Origin of the sequence: Plantibacter sp. M259 (assembly GCF_006065115.1) — a bacterium.
Classification (GTDB): Bacteria; Actinomycetota; Actinomycetes; order Actinomycetales; family Microbacteriaceae; genus Plantibacter; species Plantibacter auratus.
In genome coordinates this window covers 418256-436159 of record NZ_CP040750.1, presented here as the reverse complement: position 1 = coordinate 436159, position 17904 = coordinate 418256, and the positions used below count along the sequence as shown (strand labels likewise).

General features: G+C 70.6%; 15 protein-coding genes. 9 read left to right on the top strand and 6 right to left on the bottom strand.

Annotated elements, in window-relative coordinates:
• Positions 1 to 122: 122 nt before the first annotated feature.
• On the top strand, positions 123 to 1568 hold the full coding sequence (locus FGL15_RS02000; RefSeq protein WP_168223275.1) for a sugar transferase: 1446 nt from the start codon (positions 123 to 125) through the stop codon (positions 1566 to 1568).
• 22 nt (positions 1569 to 1590) lie between these two features.
• Here the strand turns inward: FGL15_RS02000 and FGL15_RS01995 are convergent, their stop codons facing one another.
• From FGL15_RS01995 to FGL15_RS01985, 3 genes are read right to left on the bottom strand one after another with little or no spacing between them, the layout of a single operon-like run.
• Positions 1591 to 2868 (bottom strand): O-antigen ligase family protein, encoded by a 1278-nt coding sequence (locus tag FGL15_RS01995; protein WP_138944745.1) that lies wholly within the window; start codon positions 2866 to 2868, stop codon positions 1591 to 1593.
• Between the two features lie 7 nt (positions 2869 to 2875).
• Positions 2876 to 4303: an O-antigen ligase gene (locus FGL15_RS01990; RefSeq protein WP_138944744.1), complete on the bottom strand. Its 1428-nt coding sequence runs from the start codon at positions 4301 to 4303 to the stop codon at positions 2876 to 2878.
• 56 nt (positions 4304 to 4359) lie between these two features.
• On the bottom strand, positions 4360 to 5538 hold the full coding sequence (locus FGL15_RS01985) for an acyl-CoA dehydrogenase family protein (protein WP_138944743.1): 1179 nt from the start codon (positions 5536 to 5538) through the stop codon (positions 4360 to 4362).
• Positions 5539 to 5734: 196 nt separating this feature from the next.
• Between FGL15_RS01985 and manA the strand changes: the two genes are divergently transcribed.
• Positions 5735 to 6934, top strand: a complete 1200-nt coding sequence (manA, locus tag FGL15_RS01980; RefSeq protein ID WP_138944742.1) for a mannose-6-phosphate isomerase, class I — start codon at positions 5735 to 5737, stop codon at positions 6932 to 6934.
• Between the two features lie 31 nt (positions 6935 to 6965).
• On the opposite strand, the gene FGL15_RS01975 is transcribed toward manA, so the two are convergent.
• The gene (locus FGL15_RS01975) at positions 6966 to 7946 is read right to left on the bottom strand and encodes a GlxA family transcriptional regulator (RefSeq protein ID WP_138944741.1); all 981 of its coding nucleotides are present in this window, start codon (positions 7944 to 7946) and stop codon (positions 6966 to 6968) included.
• A 93-nt stretch (positions 7947 to 8039) separates the two neighbouring features.
• Between FGL15_RS01975 and FGL15_RS20160 the strand changes: the two genes are divergently transcribed.
• From FGL15_RS20160 to FGL15_RS01955, 5 genes are all read left to right on the top strand, one after another.
• Positions 8040 to 8183: a hypothetical protein gene (locus FGL15_RS20160; RefSeq protein WP_168223274.1), complete on the top strand. Its 144-nt coding sequence runs from the start codon at positions 8040 to 8042 to the stop codon at positions 8181 to 8183.
• Between the two features lie 54 nt (positions 8184 to 8237).
• Positions 8238 to 9200, top strand: a complete 963-nt coding sequence (gene galE / locus FGL15_RS01970) for a UDP-glucose 4-epimerase GalE (protein WP_138944740.1) — start codon at positions 8238 to 8240, stop codon at positions 9198 to 9200.
• A 187-nt stretch (positions 9201 to 9387) separates the two neighbouring features.
• Positions 9388 to 9717, top strand: coding sequence for a WhiB family transcriptional regulator (locus tag FGL15_RS01965; protein ID WP_079002812.1), 330 nt, complete (start codon positions 9388 to 9390; stop codon positions 9715 to 9717).
• Between the two features lie 111 nt (positions 9718 to 9828).
• Positions 9829 to 13191 carry a glycosyltransferase gene (locus tag FGL15_RS01960; protein WP_138944739.1) on the top strand — a complete coding sequence of 1121 codons (3363 nt, stop codon included), beginning with the start codon at positions 9829 to 9831 and terminating at the stop codon, positions 13189 to 13191.
• The gene (locus tag FGL15_RS01955; RefSeq protein WP_138944738.1) at positions 13181 to 14614 is read left to right on the top strand and encodes a DUF5719 family protein; all 1434 of its coding nucleotides are present in this window, start codon (positions 13181 to 13183) and stop codon (positions 14612 to 14614) included. The genes FGL15_RS01960 and FGL15_RS01955 overlap by 11 nt, the downstream gene beginning before the upstream one ends.
• 16 nt (positions 14615 to 14630) lie before the next feature.
• Here FGL15_RS01955 and FGL15_RS01950 read toward each other — a convergent pair whose 3' ends face one another.
• On the bottom strand, positions 14631 to 15068 hold the full coding sequence (locus FGL15_RS01950) for a metallopeptidase family protein (RefSeq protein ID WP_064295223.1): 438 nt from the start codon (positions 15066 to 15068) through the stop codon (positions 14631 to 14633).
• 107 nt (positions 15069 to 15175) lie between these two features.
• Here FGL15_RS01950 and FGL15_RS01945 point away from each other — a divergent pair, with 107 nt between their 5' ends.
• Entirely contained in the window at positions 15176 to 15385 is a 210-nt protein-coding gene (locus FGL15_RS01945) for a DUF3499 family protein (protein ID WP_369808449.1), read from the top strand.
• Positions 15386 to 15467: 82 nt separating this feature from the next.
• Positions 15468 to 16958, top strand: coding sequence for an adenosylhomocysteinase (gene ahcY, locus FGL15_RS01940; RefSeq protein ID WP_121292048.1), 1491 nt, complete (start codon positions 15468 to 15470; stop codon positions 16956 to 16958).
• 22 nt (positions 16959 to 16980) lie between these two features.
• Here ahcY and FGL15_RS01935 read toward each other — a convergent pair whose 3' ends face one another.
• Positions 16981 to 17841: an RDD family protein gene (locus FGL15_RS01935; RefSeq protein ID WP_085513390.1), complete on the bottom strand. Its 861-nt coding sequence runs from the start codon at positions 17839 to 17841 to the stop codon at positions 16981 to 16983.
• Positions 17842 to 17904 lie beyond the last annotated feature (63 nt).

Here is a 17904-nt window from a genome sequence, read left to right as displayed (position 1 = left end):
ACATTATGCTCGATTGTCGCCGGGTCGTCTCGCGCTCCGGCGATCGACCTCGCCCGTCGCGACCTGTGCCCGCCGAGGCTCGATCCGATGCACACCAGAACATCCCCAGGGAGGCCACCGTCATGCCCTTCGTCGAAGCCCGCCGCTGCTGGGAGCGACGGTGCTCGCGCATGGTCCTCGTCCTCGACCTCCTGGCCATCACCCTGGCGCTCGCCGTGACCCAGCTCCTGTGGTGGGACGCGTACTGGCGCGGGACCGTGGAGGTCGTGGGGCCGTTCGGACGCCTCGACCTCGGCTACCCGGCGGTCACCCTCGCGCTCGCCGTCGCGTGGTGGTCGCCCCTGGGCGCGGCCCGATCGCGCCACCCGCGGGTCCTGGCTGACGGTTGGACGCCCTACCGACGGGTCGTGGTCGTGACGACGACGGTCTTCGGCGCGGTGGCGATGGCGTCCTACCTCCTCAAGCTCGAGATCGGACGCGGGTTCCTGCTCACGGCCATGCCGTTCGGGGTCGCCCTCCTCCTGGCGGTCCGCTGGGGTGCCCGTCGGCACCTCCGCGCGCGGCGACGCGGGAGCGCACTCGTCTACCGCACGCTGCTCGTGGGAGACCGTGACCACGCGGTGCATGTCGCCGAGCGCATGCGCCGGGGCGACTGGGCGGGGCATCGGGTGGTGGGCGTCGCGACCCCGGGCGTCGACGACGACGCACGCATCGCGGACGCCCCGGTCCTCGCCGGACGGCCGTCGATCCTCGATGCCGCGATGGAGGTCCAAGCGGACACCGTAATCCTCGTCGGCCCCGTCGAACTGACCCCCGTGGAGCTCCGGCGCCTGGGTTGGGACCTCAGCGAGCGCGGGGTGAAGTTCATCATCGCGCCGACGCTCACGGGGGTGGCCTCGACCCGCCTGTACCTCCAGGCGGTGGCCGGCATCCCGCTCATCCATGTCGACCACCTGGAGCTGTCCCGGCTGGAGGCGGCGGCGAAGCGGGCGTTCGACGTCATCGGTTCCGCGACGCTGCTCCTGCTGCTCGCCCCGGTCATGCTCGCGGTCGCGCTCGCGGTGAAGACGACGAGTCGGGGGACCGTGCTGTACCGGCAGGAGCGCGTCGGCCTGCGCGGCCGCCCCTTCCAGATCCTGAAGTTCCGCTCGATGACCGCCGACGCCGACACCGGAGCAGCCCTCTCGGTCCAGCAGCATGCGGGCGAACTGCTGACGAAGACTCCGGACAACCCGCTCGTGACCCCGATCGGACGGATCCTCCGGAAGTATTCGCTCGACGAGCTCCCGCAGTTGTTGAACGTCCTGGGCGGTTCGATGAGCCTCGTCGGCCCGCGGCCGCACCGTGGGTGGGAGGTCGAACGCTACGATCTGCTCGCCCAGCGACGCCTCCTGGTCAAGCCCGGTATGAGTGGACTGTGGCAGGTCAGCGGGCGGTCCAACCTCTCCTGGGACGACTCGGTCGATCTCGACCTGTACTACGTGGAGAACCGGTCGGCCGCGATCGACCTGAAGATCCTCGCGCAGACGGTGCGGGCGGTCGTCGCCCCGGGAACCGATGCACGGTGATCCGGCGACGCTCGGGCCGGGTTCAGCGTTCCGGGAGCTTGTGCCGCCAGCTCAGCCCGCCGGCACCGATGACCGCGCAGACGACGAGGAGCAGCCAGCCGCCGCTCAGCAGGAGGCTGCTCTCGGCAGCACCCGATGCGAGCAGGGTCACGACGATGAGCGCAGCCCAGACGTGCACGACGCTGCGCCGATTGGTCGCGATCAGCCAGGTCCGCACGAGCGCCAGACCGCCGAGGAGGAGGAACAGGGCGAGCCCGATCAGTCCGAGCTGCAGGTACACGTCCAGGTAGGCGTTCAGCGCCGAGTCGTTCGTGCGGCCGAGGTTCGCGTCGATGAACCGGTACGGGACCGCATCTGAGACCCAGCCGCCCGTCCATCCCCAGCCGTTGAGCTCGCTCGGGGCCAGGCGTCGCAGGGTCTCCTGCCAGAGCGCGTAGCGCTGCTCGATCTCGAGCCCGAGACCGAGGACGCGGAACACCTCGGATCGGAACAGGTACCCGACGAGGCCGACGAGCGCGAGGACGGTGAGGAGGACGAACTGCCAGGTGCGGCGCGGTTCCGGTCGGAGTTGCCGGAAGACGTAGAGCACGGCGGTCGCGATGCCGAGGGCTGCGGCGAGGAGCGCGACGCTCGGCGAGCGCGTGCCGAGGATGAGCCCGATGGCGAGGGCGATGGACCCGATCGTCACCCCGTGACCCACGGAACGGGTCCGCCATTCGACGACGAAGGTGACGAGACCGAGCAGGGCCGCGATGCCGAGGGCGCTCCGGGTTCCGAAGACCCCCTCCAACGGGCCGCCGAAGGCGAGGTTCCCGCTGATCCCGAGGAACGGCAGTGGGGTGTCGATGAGGACGCCGCTCACGACCTCGAGGGCCAGCGAGGTGCCGAGGAGCGCGCGGAAGGCGGTGCCCGTCGCCCGGACGATCTGGATGGTGTCGCGGGTCAGCGCGATCACGATGGCGATGAAGGCCCACGCGAGCTGTCCGCCGATGGCGGGTACGGTCGCGAGCGGCGTGGCGCTCCACACGACCGACAGCGCGCTCCAGGCGAGGAACAGCAGGACCGAGATCGGCAGGAGGCCACGCCACTCGATGATGGGGAGCCGTGCGAGGAGGATGCCCGTGCCGATCGTCGTGAGGCCGACGAGCATCGCGCTGAACCCGGCGACACCGATCAGGCTCGTGACGAGGTGCTCACCGAAGGCGGTCGCGACGGCGATGGTGGCGAACGCGGCGGCCAGCGGCGCTGACGATAAAATGCGCGCGGCGACGGAGAACGCGTCGAAGTCCGCCGGTCTCACGCCGGGCTCATCCGCCGACGACGTCGCGCCGGTGCGCGGGAGCGAGGTCGGACGAGGCTGCGGCGGTGGGGATCGGCCAGGCCGGTTCCTGCTTCGTCTTCACGACGAGGAGCACGAGGAGCACCCACCCGGACTCGATGAGCAGCCGGCTCTCCGCGACGGACTGCACGACGAGGGAGACCGCGATGAGGACGGGGGCGAGCGAGAGGGCGGTGTACGGCCGATGTGCGTCGAGGTCGACGCGTGGACGGTCGACGGCCAGGAACCAGGTGCGGGTCAACATGGACAGGACGACCGCGGCGAAGAGCACGAGGCCGACGACGCCGAGTTGGAACCAGACGTCGAGCCAGGCGTTGTGCGCCTGGAGTTGTTGGACGCCGCGTCGGATGACGAGGTCGGTGAAGAGCGGCTCCCACGGTGCCCACGGGCTCGAGAAGCCCCAACCGAAGACCGGTCGCTGTTCGATGAGGCGCCACACGGTCGCCCAGATGTCGAGTCGACCGGTGAGGTCAGGACTCTTCCCGAGGAGGCCGAGGAGTTGCGTCCGGAAGACGACCGCTCCCACCGCGCCGACGACCCCGATGCCGAGGAAGCCGAGGTACACCGGTGTCCTCGCCTCCGGGCGAGGTGCCCGACGGATCGCGAGTGCAGCGGCGAGCACCACCGCCGTCACCACGGCGGCGAGCAGGATGGTGGTCGAGAAGCTCAGGAGGAACATCACGACGGAGAGACCGAGGCGGATGAGCAGGGTCCAGCGACGTTCCGGGCCGGTCAGCCTGGCTGCGCCGGGCTCGTCGCGTCGCGCCGCCAGCCTGAGCCCGAAGACGATGATCCCGAGCAGCGCCACCACGGCGAGGAGGTTGGCGTTCCCCGAGATGCCCTGGATGCGTCCTCCGGAGAACAGGAGGTCCCGCGACCAGTAGTCGAGCAGGGGCGGGTCCGCCGAGTCCCCGGCGTAGAAGTTGGGGAGCACCGGGTGCCGGATGATCGCTGCGACGACGAACTCGAAGAGGAGGGAGAGTGACAGCACCCACGTCACGGCACGGCCGAGGACCCGGATGACCTCGGGCCAGGTGAAGCAGCCGGCGAGGGTCACGCCGAGGATGGTGCAGAGCGCCGCACCGAGCAGGGTCGCGGCCGTGCCGCTCGGGTAGGCGGACCAGGCGAGCGAGACGATCGACAGCACCCCGTAGCCGACGAGCGACCACGGCACCCGGGTGCGCCGCCAGTTCGGTCGGACGACCATCAGGCACGCGAGCGCGGCACCACCTGAGACGAGTGCCACCGCCGTGTAGCCCCAGATGGTGAAGAGGTTCGTCCAGAACGTCCCGGCGAGGACCGCGAACGTCGCGAACACGGCGACGTGCCTGACGACGAGCGCGCGTGTCGTCAGCGCTGCCGGCGGGCGGGGCGGGGCGGGTTCGGTGGACAGCATCGTGCCCCCAGGGTAGCGGCTGCGGCCGCCACCGAGGCCCTCGTCGAGCGCGGTGGTCAGACGAACGCCGCAGTGCCGGTGATGGCCCGCCCGACGATGAGCGCGTTCATCTCCCGCGTGCCCTCGTAGCTGTAGAGGGCTTCGGCATCCGCGAAGAACCGGGCGGCGTGGTAGTCCAGCACGATGCCGTTCCCGCCCATGATCTCCCGTGCCCAGGCGACCGTCTCCCGCATCCGCGCGGTGCAGAACGCCTTGGCGAGCGCGGAGTGCTCGTCGCGCTGGGTGCCCTCGTCGAGCATCTGCGAGACCCGGACGCACATCGCCATCGATGCCGTGATGTTCCCGAGGCACTTCGAGAGGAGGTCCTGGATCAGCTGGTGGCCCGCGATCGGCTTGCCGAACTGCACGCGCTCCTTGGCGTAGGCGACCGCCGCCTCGTACGCGCCGACAGCGACGCCGACACTCGACCAGGCGACGCCGGCGCGCGTGAGCCGCAGGACCTTCGCCGTGTCGCGGAAGGAGTTCGCGTGCTGCAGCCGGAGGCGCTCGGGGACCCGGACGTTTTCGAGGGTGATGTCGGCGTTCTGCACCATGCGCAGGCTGATCTTGCCCTCGATCTTGGTCGCGGAGTAGCCGGGGGAGTCGGTCGGCACGATGAAGCCCTTCACCTGACCGTCGGCCGTGTCCTTCGCCCAGATGATCGTGATGTCGCTGAAGGTCGCGTTGCCGATCCACCGTTTCGAGCCGGACAGGATCCAGTCGTCGCCGTCCCTGGTGGCCGTGGTGCGGAGCCCCTGGGCGCTGTCCGACCCCGACTGCGGCTCGGTGAGGCCGAAGGCCCCGAGGACCTCGCCCGAGGCGAGCTTCGGAAGCCACTCGTCCTGCTGCTCCTGGGAGCCGCACTCGCTGATCGAGCCCATGGTGAGACCGTCCTGCACCCCGACGAAGGTGGAGATCGACGCGTCGATCCGGGAGAGCTCCATCGAGGCGAGGCCGCGGAACACGGCGCTGTTCTCGAACGGCGTCGTCTCCGGCCAGGCCCACCGGGCGACGTCGAGCTCGAGGAGCGGGGTGATGAGGTGCTTCGGGAACTCGGCCCGCTCCCAGTACTCGTTCACGATCGGCTTCGCATCGGTCTCGGCCCAGGCTCGAAGGCGGGCGATGGCCTCCTGCTCGGGAGCCGTCAGGAGGCTCTCGAAGCCGTAGAAGTCGCTGGCGAGGGGTTCGAAGATCATGGTCCGTTGCTCCATTGCGTCCGCTGGCGCCGGATCGGCGTCCCGGCCAGCCTAAGCAGGTGTGCTCGGCGCGGACAACGGCTTGGTAGTTTGGTGCACGGTGCCGGGCGACCGTGTCGCACGGCTTGTAGGACGACGCCAAGCGGCTCCAGGGTCCGGCTGGCGCGTCACCCTCGTCCGTCGAAAGGGACCCACCATGTTCGTGCCGCTCCGTGCCACTCCTCGTGACTACGCGTGGGGGTCGTCGACGGCGATCGCGGAGGTGCTCGGGTCCGAGCCCTCAGGACGTCCGGAGGCGGAACTCTGGCTCGGCGCACACCCCGGGGCGCCGACGCCGATCGCGGATCCGTCGACGGTGGGGGGACACGCCGACCTCGAGCGCTGGCTCGCCGCCGATCCCACCGCGCTCGGCGGGCACGGCTCGCTGCCGTTCCTGCTGAAGGTCCTCGCAGCGGCCCATCCGCTCTCGCTGCAGGCCCACCCCGACCTGCACCGGGCCGCCGCGGGCTTCGCCGCCGAGAACGCGCGAGGTGTGCCGCTCAACGCCCCGCACCGCAACTACAAGGACGCGCTCCACAAGCCGGAACTCATCGTCGCGCTTCGGGACGGCTTCGAGGCGCTCTGCGGCTTCCGCGAGCTCCACGCGACTGACACCCTGCTCATCGAGCTGGGGGCCTCTGCACCCGATCCGGCTGCTGCGGCGCACATCAACATGCTCCGGGGGATGGTCGCCGCTCCTGACGGGCTCCGCGACACCGTGCGGATCCTGCTCGAACACCGCCCCGGCGGGCTGTTGGACGCCCTCGTCGTGTCCGCTGCGGCTCCCGGTTCGGGTGCATTCGACGCCGAGCGGGCCCTGGTCGGACGGCTCGCGGAGGAGTATCCGGGCGATCCCGGCATCGCGGTCGCACTCCTCCTCAACCTCGTCACGTTGCGAGCGGGGGAGGCGCTCTACCTCCCCGCAGGCAACATCCACGCCTACCTCCGCGGGATCGGCGTCGAGCTCATGGCCGCGAGCGACAACGTCCTGCGCGGGGGGCTCACCCCGAAGCACGTCGACGTGCCCGAGCTGCTCGACGTCCTGGAGTTCGAGCCGCGGCCGGTGCCGTGGCTGACCCCGACGGACCTGGGTGGGGGGCTCAGCCTCTTCGTCCCGGACGTGCCGGACTTCGAGCTGTTGCGAGTGGACCTGTCCCGTGAGCCGTCGGAGCAGGATCCCTCGTTCCACCTCCCCGGACCCGGTATCGCGATCGTGACCGACGGTTCGGTGCGGATCACCGGAGCCACCTCCTCGGTGGAGCTCGATCGAGGTGGCTACGCCTTCATCACGCCCGACGAGGCGGAGCTGCGCTTCTCCGGGACCGGGACCCTCTTCCTCGCGACCACCCAGGGCTGACCGCCCGGCCGACTGGTCCGGTCCACGCGGCTCAGGCGCTCTCCCGCACCCCGAAACTCCGCCGGTAGGCGGCGGGCGTGGTGCCGAGGACGCGGTCGAAGTGGTGACGGAGGACCGCGGCGGTGCCGAACCCGGTGTCGGCCGCGATCCGCTCGACACCGTGGTCGGTGCGTTCGAGCATCTCCTGCGCTCGGAACAGGCGTTGCCGGTTCAGCCAGGCGGCCGGCGTGCTGCCGAGTTCCGAGCGGAAGCGGCGTGCGAAGGTCCGCTCGGACATGTGCGCCTGCCGCGCGAGACGCCCGATGGGCAGGTCCTCGGCGAGGTGGTCGAGCATCCAGTCGACGACCGGGGCGAGCGACTCGCACTGCTGCGCCGCGACGGGGGAGAGGACGTACTGGGCCTGACCGCCGTCGCGCTGTGGCGGGACGACCATCCGGCGGGCGATGACGTTGGCGCTCGCCGCGCCGTACTCCTGTCGTACCAGGTGCAGACACGCGTCGATGCCGGCAGCGGTCCCCGCGCCCGTGATGACCTTGCGGTCCTCGACGAACAGCACGTCCGGGTCGACGATGGTGCCCGGGAACATCGTCTGCTGCTCGCTCGTGTACATCCAGTGGGTCGTGCTGCGCCGACCGTCGAGCAGCCCCGCCTGGCCGAGGACGAACGACCCGCTGCACACGCTGAGGACCCAGGCGCCCCGCGCCTCAGCCGCTCGGAGAACCTCGAGGTAGGCCTCGTCGACCGCTCCGCCACGCGATCCACCACGACCGGTGATCACCACGAGGTCCGCCTCGGCCGCGAAGGACAGGTCGTCGTCGACGATCATGTCGAAGCCCCGCGCACCGTCGTCGCTCAGGTTCATCCGTACCGGTCCGGGGTCCTTCGTGACGATGCGGAGGTCGAAGGCGGGACCGCCCTGGTCCGACCGGTCGATGCCGAAGACCTCGCAGACGACGCTGAACTCGAACGGTTGCAGCCCCGGGATGGCGAGCAGAGCGACCTTCGACAGCATGGGACCTCCGGATGATCGATTTGGCAGGAATGTGCTGCTTTGCGTCCATCCTGCCACTGGTGGCAGTTTTTCGCCATTCCTAAAGTTTCAGACATGTCCATCATCGCACTCGTCGTCGGCATCATCATCGTCCTCACCGCGGTCGTCGCTTCCGCCGCGACCCTCCGTGCCGTCCTGACCGACGGCTATCGCCGTGTCCCCAGCCGCGCCGGCGCACGACGCACGCGCCTCCAGTAGTCTGGTCACTCCGTCTGCAGCACGGCAGGTGGAGGACTCCCTGGAGGAAGCATCGTGGCGTGGCTGGTGACGGGCGGAGCCGGATACATCGGAGCCCATGTGGTTCGGGCCTTCCAGGCGGAGGGGATCGACGTCGTCGTCCTCGACGACCTGTCGAGCGGGCACGAGCGCTTCGTCCCTGCGGGTGTGCCGTTCGTCCGCGGAACCCTGCTCGACGGCTCGGTCCTCGAGCGCACCTTCTCCGAGTTCGAGCTGAGCGGCGTCGTCCACGTCGCCGGCTACAAGTACGCGGGTGTCTCCGTGCAGCGCCCGCTCCACACCTACGCCCAGAACGTCACGGCCACCGCGATGCTGCTCGCCGCGATGGAGGAGCACCGGGTGGAGCGCATCGTCTTCTCGTCGAGCGCCGCGGTGTACGGGACCACGGACGTCGATCTCGTCACCGAGGACACCCCGAAGGCCCCTGAATCGCCCTACGGCGAGTCCAAGCTCATCGGCGAGTGGCTGCTCCGCGACCAGGGCGTCGCGACCGGGCTGCGCCACACCTCGCTGCGGTACTTCAACGTCGTCGGCTCCGGGACGGACGAGGTCTACGACACGAGCCCGCACAACCTCTTCCCGCTCGTCTTCGACGCGCTCCTCGCCGGACGCGCCCCCCGGATCAACGGCGACGACTACCCGACGCCGGACGGCACCTGCGTCCGCGACTACCTGCACGTAGCGGATCTCGCCGCCGCGCACGTCGCCGCAGCCAAGCGGCTCGATGCGGGCGAACCCCTCGAGGCGGCCTACAACCTCGGGAGCGGCGACGGGTCGAGCGTCGGCGAGATCATGACCGCGATGGCGGAGGTGACCGGGATCGACTTCACCCCTGAGATCATGCCGCGGAGGGCGGGCGACCCCGCACGGATCGTCGCGTCCGGCGCGCTCGCAGCTCGCGATCTCGATTGGCGGATGCGACACGATCTGCGCCAGATGGTGGAGAGCGCGTGGCGGGCCAGGCGCGCCGCCGACTGACCTCGCGCGGGCCGCACGATCCGCCCCGACCGGCCCCGACACCCAGTTCGGGTCACACCCGGCGCGTCGCGAACCCTCACCTCGTGATTGAGGCTTTACGATGTGCGACTTGACTCGACCATAACTACAAGGGTGTAATTATGTATCGCGCCGCGTGGCGCAGGGTACGACTAGGTGGGGAGACGGTATGGCGATTCCTGAGTATCGTGCCGGAGTACCCGACGACTGGTTCGTCGATCCGGTCAATCTCGGAGTCCCCGGCGTCCGCCAGCCCGCTGCGGAGGGCGAGGACGACACCCAGCTCTCCTGGCAGACCGATGCCCTGTGCGCGCAGACCGACCCCGAGGCGTTCTTCCCCGAGAAGGGTGGATCCACGCGCGACGCGAAGCGGATCTGCACCAGCTGCGACGTCAAGTCGCAGTGCCTCGAGTACGCGCTCGCGAACGATGAGCGCTTCGGCATCTGGGGCGGCCTCTCCGAGCGCGAGCGCCGCAAACTGCGCAAGCGCGCCGTCTGACGCTCCGCCGAACGCTGACCGAACCGCTCCCGGCTCACCCGGACGCCCCCGATTCGGGGCGCGCCCGCTCGGTTCCCGATCTTCCGGCCGGACCCGCTTAGTCTGAATCCGATGTCTCCCCGAGTAACGGCGATTCTCGTGGTGCGCGACGGCTCAGAGCCGCTCGCACGCACGCTCGACGCCCTCCGTGCCCAGACCCGTCCGGCGGACGGGATCATCGCCGTCGCCACGCGCGGGAGTGAGGCGACGATCGAGGAACTCGGTCGCGTCCCCGGCATGAAGCTCGTGACCTCGACCGAGGACCTCAGCTTCGCCCAGGCCGTAGCCGCTGGCGTCCGCGTCACCGATCAGCCCGAGGACGCCGAGCAGATGCTCTGGTTGCTCTCCGAGGACACGGCTCCCGAGCCGACGGCGCTCGCCGCCCTGTTGGGCGCCCTCGAGGTCTCGCCGTCCGTCGGTGTGGCCGGCCCGAAGATCCTCGACTGGGACGACGCGTCGTTCCTCCGTCGCTACGGCGAGACGATCACCACCCTCGGTGCGGCGGTCCCGGTGGTCGAGGACGAGCTCGACCAGGCGCAGCACGACACGATGAACGACGTGATGGCGGTCGGTCCGGCCGGCATGCTCGTGCGCCATCAGCTGTGGGACCAGTTGGGTGGCTTCGACCAGGCCCTCGTGGCGGACGACGCCCTCGACTTCTGCATCAGGACCCGCCTCGCGGGCTACCTGGTCGCGGTCGTGCCGACGGCGCGGGTCGCCTCCGCCGGCGAAGGCATCGCCGGGCCCTCCTGGTCGAACCGGCTCGGCGCGCGTCGCCGCCGCCACCGTCAAGCCCGCGCCGCACAGCTCCACCGCCGTCTCGTCTACGCGCCCGGGATCATGGTCCCGGTGCACTGGCTCAGCCTCGTGCCCCTGGCCATCCTGCGGGTCATCGGCCACTTCGTGAAGAAGCAACCCGAGCTCGTGCTGGGCGAACTCTCGGCGGCGTTCGCCGTCGCGTTCTCCGGGACGAAGGTCGGGAGTGCCCGCCGCCAGCTCGCGAAGAACCGGACCTTGGGCTGGTCGAGCATCGCCGGCTTGCGGATGCGACTCGACGAGGTCCGACGCAAACGCGCGCTGGCGCGGGAGGCGACGCAGATCGGCTTCATCGGTGAGGAACGCGACCTCCGCTTCTTCTCCGGCGGAGGTGCCTGGGTCGTCCTCGCGACGGCGGTCATCGGAGCGGCGATCCTCGCTCCGCTCCTCGGAGCCACGTACCTCACCGGCGGGGGGCTCCTCCCGCTGTCGGCGACGGTCGGTGACCTCTGGCAGCACATCGGCTTCGGGTGGCGCGACGTCGGTCTCGGCTTCATCGGGGCCGCCGACCCGTTCAGCGCCGTCCTCGCGGTGCTCGGGACCATCACCTTCTGGCAGCCCTCGTTCTCCCTGGTCCTGCTCTTCCTGCTCGCGATGCCGCTCTCGGCGCTCGGCGCCTGGTTCGCCGCCACCCGGCTCACGGAGCGCAGCGGTCCGCGTGCGGTGGCGGCGCTGCTCTGGGCGCTCGCCCCGACGCTCCTGACCGCGCTCGCCGATGGCCGTCCCGCGGCCGTCATCGTCCACGTCCTGCTGCCCTGGCTCTTCTACGCGGGTGTGGTCGCGTCCCGGTCGTGGGCCGCAGCCGGCACGAGCGCCTTCCTGTTCGCCGCGATCGTCGCGAGCTCGCCGTCCCTCGCCCCGGCGTTGCTCGTCATCTGGGTCGTCGCGATGGTCTTCGCCGGTCGGGGTGTCGCCAGGGTCGGCCTTGTCCCGATCCCCGCCATCGCGCTGTTCGCTCCGCTCATCTGGCAGCAGGGGCTCCACCGGAACAACTGGCTCGGAATCCTCGCCGACCCCGGTGTCGCGACGCCTGCGACCGCGGCGTCCGGCTGGCAACTGTCCCTCGGCTTCCCCGGCGGCAGCCTGGGTGGATGGAGCCAGCTCGGTGCAGCGCTCGGGCTGCCGGGTGCGGCTCCCGCGATCGTGGTGCCCGCGCTGCTCGCGCCGCTCGCGATCGTCGCTCTGCTGGCCCTGTTCCTCCCGGGCTCCCGACGGGCCGTCCCGTTGCTCATCGCGGCTTTCCTCGGACTCGTGTCGGCCGTGTTCGCCACCCATCTCCTCCTCGCCTCGGCCGCCGGAACGGCCGTCCCCGTCTGGGCCGGCGCGGCGATCAGCCTGTACTGGCTCGGGATCGTGGGTGCTGCGACCCTCGGCCTCGACCGCATCCCACGGTTCCGGGCGGTTCCGGCGCTCGTCATGGTCCTCGCCGCCGCGGTGATCGCCCTCCCGCTCGCGCTCGCCCAGCCTCTCGGCACCTCGGTGGTCCGTGAGAGCTCCGGTCGCCAGCTGCCCGCCTACGTGACGGCCGCGACGCAGACCGATCCTCGGCTCGGCACCCTCGTCATCACGCCCGGCGACGACGGGACCATCACCGCAGTCGTCATCCGTGGACAGGGAGAGACGCTCGACGGCCAGTCCACCATCGCCCAGACGGCCCCCGGCGTGTCCTCGGACGACCGCATCGTCGCCGAGCTCGCTGGCAACCTCGCATCGCAGAGCGGACTGGACCCGACGGAGACCCTCGTCGAGCACGGCATCGCCTTCGTGCTGCTGTCGCCGGTCGCAGACGGCGAGGAGCAGACGGTGGCCGGTCAGACCGCCGGCCGCGCGGCGAGTGCGCTCGACGCCAACGCAGCGCTGGTCGCCGTCGGCGACACGACGAGCGGGACGCTCTGGCGCACCGTCGCGGACGTCGGCACCGGCCCCGAGCTCCCCAGGTCCAACGTGCTCGGCACCCTCATCGGTGTCGGCCTGGGCGTCGTGTTCCTCATCACCCTGCTCCTGAGCATCCCCAACGGTGCGTCCCGCGACGGGTACCGCGCGGGATCCAGGAAGCCGGTGAAGCTGAAGGGCCGTGCCGCTCGCAAGGCGGCCGCGTCCGGGGCGACGGTCGCGGTGACCGACGACGACGCGACCGGCACCTACGACGACGAGGAACCGACCGCCGATCTCGACGACGAGGCGGAGGGATCCGAGTCGGCCGACACCGTCGACGCGTCGACCCGCCCGTCCAAGCCGCGCTGGTGGCGTCGGGGTCAGGCCTCCGCCGAGGCGCCCGCGCCCGCGGCGGTGAAGGCCGAACCAGCCGATGACGCCGAGTCCGTCGACGACCGTGCATCGATCGTCGACACCGGGTCGGCCGACGACACCGTCGCTCGCGATGGAACCGTGCCGGTCACGGACGACACCGTCGACACGGACCGCGACGTGACCGGGTCGACTCCAGACGCCGACGCCGACACGAACACCACAGCCGACCAGGTCCCCGACGAACCGGCGGTCGCCACGGGCGATGCCGCCGTGTCCGATCCGGATCCGAGTGACCCGACCGAGACGTCGCCGGATCCCGACACCACCCGCCGGGACACCCCGGGAACGGAGCAGCCGCATGCCCAGTAAGCGCGGAGTCGCCATCACCTCCGGTCGGATCGTCACCGGCCTAGTCGGCATCGGGATCGCCGCTATCACGATCGCAGCGGCCGGGCAGTTGCCCCTGCCGACGGTGGAGATCGCCCCTCAGGACATCCGAGTCACCCCGGTGGCCGGCGACCAGTCGATCGTGTGCCCGGGGCCGCTGCTCGCCCTCGCCCAGGATGCGACGGCCGCCACGGCAGCGGGCTCCTTCGGTCCGGCGACCGTGGACTTCGGAGCGAACGGGGTGACGCCCACGACGAGTGAGCTCGCCGCACCCGACAACACGAGTGGCGCGGCGGACGGCGGACCCACGGTGATCACCGTCCCCGGCGCGACCGACGGGACGGTGACGCCCCTGAGTGGCGCGCAGTCGCAGATCGCCGCGGAAGCCGAGGTCGCCGGCCTGGCCGCCGCCGCCTGCACGCCGGCATCGGCCGAGAGCTGGCTCGTCGGCGGATCGAGTGACATCGGTCGCACCACGCTGGTCCTGCTGAGCAATCCGTCGGCCGTCGATGCGAACGTGACCCTCGAGGTCTTCGGCGCCGCCGGGCGGATCGACGCTCCGGGTGCCGCCGGGATCGTCGTCGTCACCGGCACGCAGCGGGTGATCGCCCTCACCGGCCTCGCACCCAACGAGCCGACCCCGGTCGTGCACGTGACGAGCGAGGGCGGCCAGGTGGTGGCCGCGCTCCAACAGAGCACGGTCCGCGTCCTGACCCCCGGTGGTGTCGAGGTCCAGGGGCCGACCGCGTCGCCCTCGACCGACCTCGTGATCCCGGGGGTCGTCGTACCCGCCGCGGCGGCCGCGGGCGCGAGCTCCGACGTCGCATCCGTCGATGACCGGGCGACGGCCCTCCGACTGTTCGCGCCGGGATCCGAGCCCGCCGACGTCGTCATCACCGCCACCCGAGAGAACGCGAAAGACGAGCCGATCGTCATCGACGCGACCATCCAGCCGGGCGTTCCCGGTGAGATCGCCCTGGCCGAACTCCCGGCCGGTGAGTTCTCGCTGGAGGTCACGTCGACCCGACCGGTGGTCGCGGCGGCCAGGACGAACTCGCGCGGCGGAGCGCTCGAGGACTTCGCCTGGTTCGGAGCGACGCCCGCACTCGACGACACCGCAGCCTTCACGGTCCCCACCGGGCCGGGGCAGAAGCTCCACGTCTTCAACCCGTCTGGCTCCGACGCCGAACTCACGTTGACGGGGGCTGACGGCAAGGAGACCACGACGAAGGTCGGAGCCGGAGCGGCGGTGACGATCGGCGTCGGCGCCGGTCAGAGCTACGTCCTCGCCGGGGCCGACGGCCTCCACGCCTCGATCAGTCTCGCTGCGGCGGGGCGGCTCACGTCGCTACCGGTCACACCGCCGAACCCGCTGGCAGCGCCGATCAGCGTCTACCCGCGCTGACCGCGGTGGCCTCGGGTCAGAGGAACCGGTAGCGTTCCGGCCCGAGGTCCCAGGGGTCCTTGCCGAGGAGCTCGGCGACGGCGCGGAACACGCAGCTCTCCACCATCATGCGCTGATGCAGCTCGTCGTTCCGGTGGAGCTTGCTCATCCGCTGGATGGGCAACCGGTACAGGATGATCCGTCGGCGTGCTCGGTCGACGAACCAACGGTCGACGCCGTCCGTCCCGGAGTTCTGCGCCGGCATCGCGCCGACCTCGAACCGGACGTCGGCGAGTTCGGCGGGCCAGGCTCCGCGGAGGTAGTCGGCGGTGGTGGCGACCGTCAGGTCGAACTGGTCGATCCGGGTGTCGATCGGTGGCACGTCCGGTCCGACGACGCTCGACCGACCGTTCCGACCGTGCCGTGATCGGCGGCGCGAGAGGGCGCCTCGCGTCTCCTCGTCAGCCTGCGCCATGCGTCCAGTCTAGGTGTCGTCGGCGGCCCGGTTCAGACCCGCTCGACCGGCGAGCCGGACGGTGCCGCCGGCGCCGCCGGGCTACGCTGGAGCAAATGGTTGACAGGATGTGTTCGAAGGTCGGCTGCTCGCGCGAGCCCGTGGCGACGCTGACCTACGACTACCGTGACTCGATGGCCGTCCTCGGCCCGCTGAGCATCGAGAAGAGCCCGCACAGCTACGACCTGTGCTCCATCCACGCCGTACGGCTGAGCGTGCCGCAAGGCTGGAGCGTCGTGAAGCACAGCGTCCTCGGCGACGTCGGCTACGGCTCCTGACCAGCGGCATCCCACCGCGCCGTGCCGGTCTCGGGGCCGACATGAAGGTCCACGACGCGTGACGGTCTGCGAGAATGGCGTCATGAGTTCTTCCGCACCGTCTGCCCCCACGACCACCCTGCCCTACAAGGTGGCCGACCTGTCGCTCGCCGAGGCCGGCCGACACCAGCTCCGCCTCGCCGAGAACGAGATGCCCGGCCTGATGGCCCTCCGCGAGGAGTTCGGCGCGAGCCAGCCCCTCGCCGGCGCCCGTATCGCCGGTTCGCTGCACATGACGGTGCAGACCGCGGTGCTCATCGAGACGCTCGTCGCGCTCGGTGCCCAGGTGCGCTGGGCGAGCTGCAACATCTTCTCGACCCAGGACGAGGCGGCGGCAGCCGTCGCCGTCGGTCCGCACGGGACCGTCGAGGCACCGGCCGGTGTGCCGGTCTTCGCCTGGAAGGGCGAGACGCTCGAAGAGTACTGGTGGTGCACCGAGCAGATCTTCGACTGGTCGACCGAAGCGGCCACGGCCGGCGCCGAGTGGACCGGCCCCAACCTCATCCTCGACGACGGTGGCGACGCGAGCATGCTCGTCCACCAGGGCCGTCGGTTCGAGCTGGCCGGAGCGGTCCCCGACACGACCGACGCCGACAGCCACGAGTACAGCATCGTCCTCGACGTGCTCCGCCGTTCGCTCGCCGGCAGCAGCGACCGTTGGACGAAGGTCGCCGCCGACATCCTCGGCGTGACCGAGGAGACCACCACCGGTGTCCACCGCCTCTACGAGCTGGCGAAGCAGGGTGAGCTGCTGTTCCCCGCGATCAACGTGAACGACTCGGTCACGAAGAGCAAGTTCGACAACAAGTACGGCATCCGGCACTCGCTGCCGGACGGCCTCAACCGCGCGACCGACGTGCTCATCGGTGGCAAGGTCGTCTTCGTCGCGGGCTACGGCGACGTCGGCAAGGGTGCGGCCGAGGCCCTCCGCGGGCAGGGCGCTCGGGTCATCGTCTCCGAGGTCGACCCGATCTGCGCCCTCCAGGCGTCGATGGACGGCTTCCAGGTCGCGACCCTCGAGAGCGTCGCCGACCAGGTCGACATCATCGTGACGTGCACCGGCAACTTCAACGTCGTCACCCTCGACCACATCCTCGCGCTCAAGCACCTCGCGATCGTCTCGAACGTCGGGCACTTCGACAACGAGATCGACATGGCCTCGCTCGAGGCGCTCGAGGGCGCCGAGAAGATCGAGATCAAGCCCCAGGTCCACGAGTGGCGCCTCCCCACCGGGCGCAGCGTCCTCGTGCTCAGCGAGGGACGACTCATGAACCTCGGGAACGCGACGGGGCACCCCTCGTTCGTGATGAGCAACTCCTTCACGAACCAGGTGCTCGCTCAGCTCGAGCTCTGGACGCGGATCGAGGAGTACCCGATCGGCGTGTACGTGCTGCCGAAGCACCTCGACGAGAAGGTCGCACGCCTGCACCTCGACGCGCTCGGCGTGCAGCTGACGACGCTCACGGGCGAGCAGGCCGACTACATCGGCGTGCCGGTCGAGGGCCCGTACAAGGTCGACCACTACCGCTACTAGGCGGTGCCGCCGGTTCCCCGCCTCAGCGGTCGGGGAACCGGTGCGGCTGACCGCTCAGCACCGGCTGGAGGAGCGACAGGCGCTGACGGGCCGCGAGCTGGGCCTGATACTCGCGCTCCCGGCGGATGACGGAGACCCCGACGAGGAACGCCTCCGGCGGAGCGATCGGCAGCGGCGACACGAATCGGGACACCTCTGCCGCGAGTTCGGCCGCCAATCGGGTCCTCGTGGCCGGGGTGAGCGAGCCGGCCTGCTTGAGGAACTGGGTGACGCGCCGCGCCAGCGGGTCGGGCAGTCGGGCCACGTCGGCACCGCCGGCCCAGGCCGCGAGCTGCGGTGGGATCATCGCGACGGGCTCCACCACCCGCGGCAGACGCTCACGTTGACTGTAGGTCCCGGCGAGCACGTCGCCCAGGCGCTTCGAGCGAGCACTGAGTAGGCCGGTGAGTGCGGCGATGCCACCAGCTGTGGCGTAGATCTCGAAGTACCCGGTGAGGGCACGGATGAACGCGTGCCGGAAGCCGGGTGCACCCCCGTCGTCCCGGACGATGCGGGCACCGACCACGAGTCTGCCGAGCGACCGTCCGCGGGTGGCGATCTCGACCGCTGCCGGCAGGACGACGAGGCAGAGCACCGTCAGGCCGAGCACGATGGCGGTGAACATCGCGGTGTCCATGGCGACCCCGGACAGGATCCAGGAGAACATCGCGAGCATGAGGCCGACGAACACGAGGATCGACACCACGTAGTCGATGATGGCGCCCGCCGCGCGCAGGATGAATCCGGTGGGCCGCACGTCGAGGGCGACCGCCTCGCCGGTGATCAGCTCGGTGCCGTCGTCCAGCGTCGTCTCGTGCAGCGGGACCCGGGCCGGTTCGGACATGTGCTCCATTCAAGCAGATGTGCGGGGGACCGGCCATGGAGCGCCACCACCGCGTAGCATGGC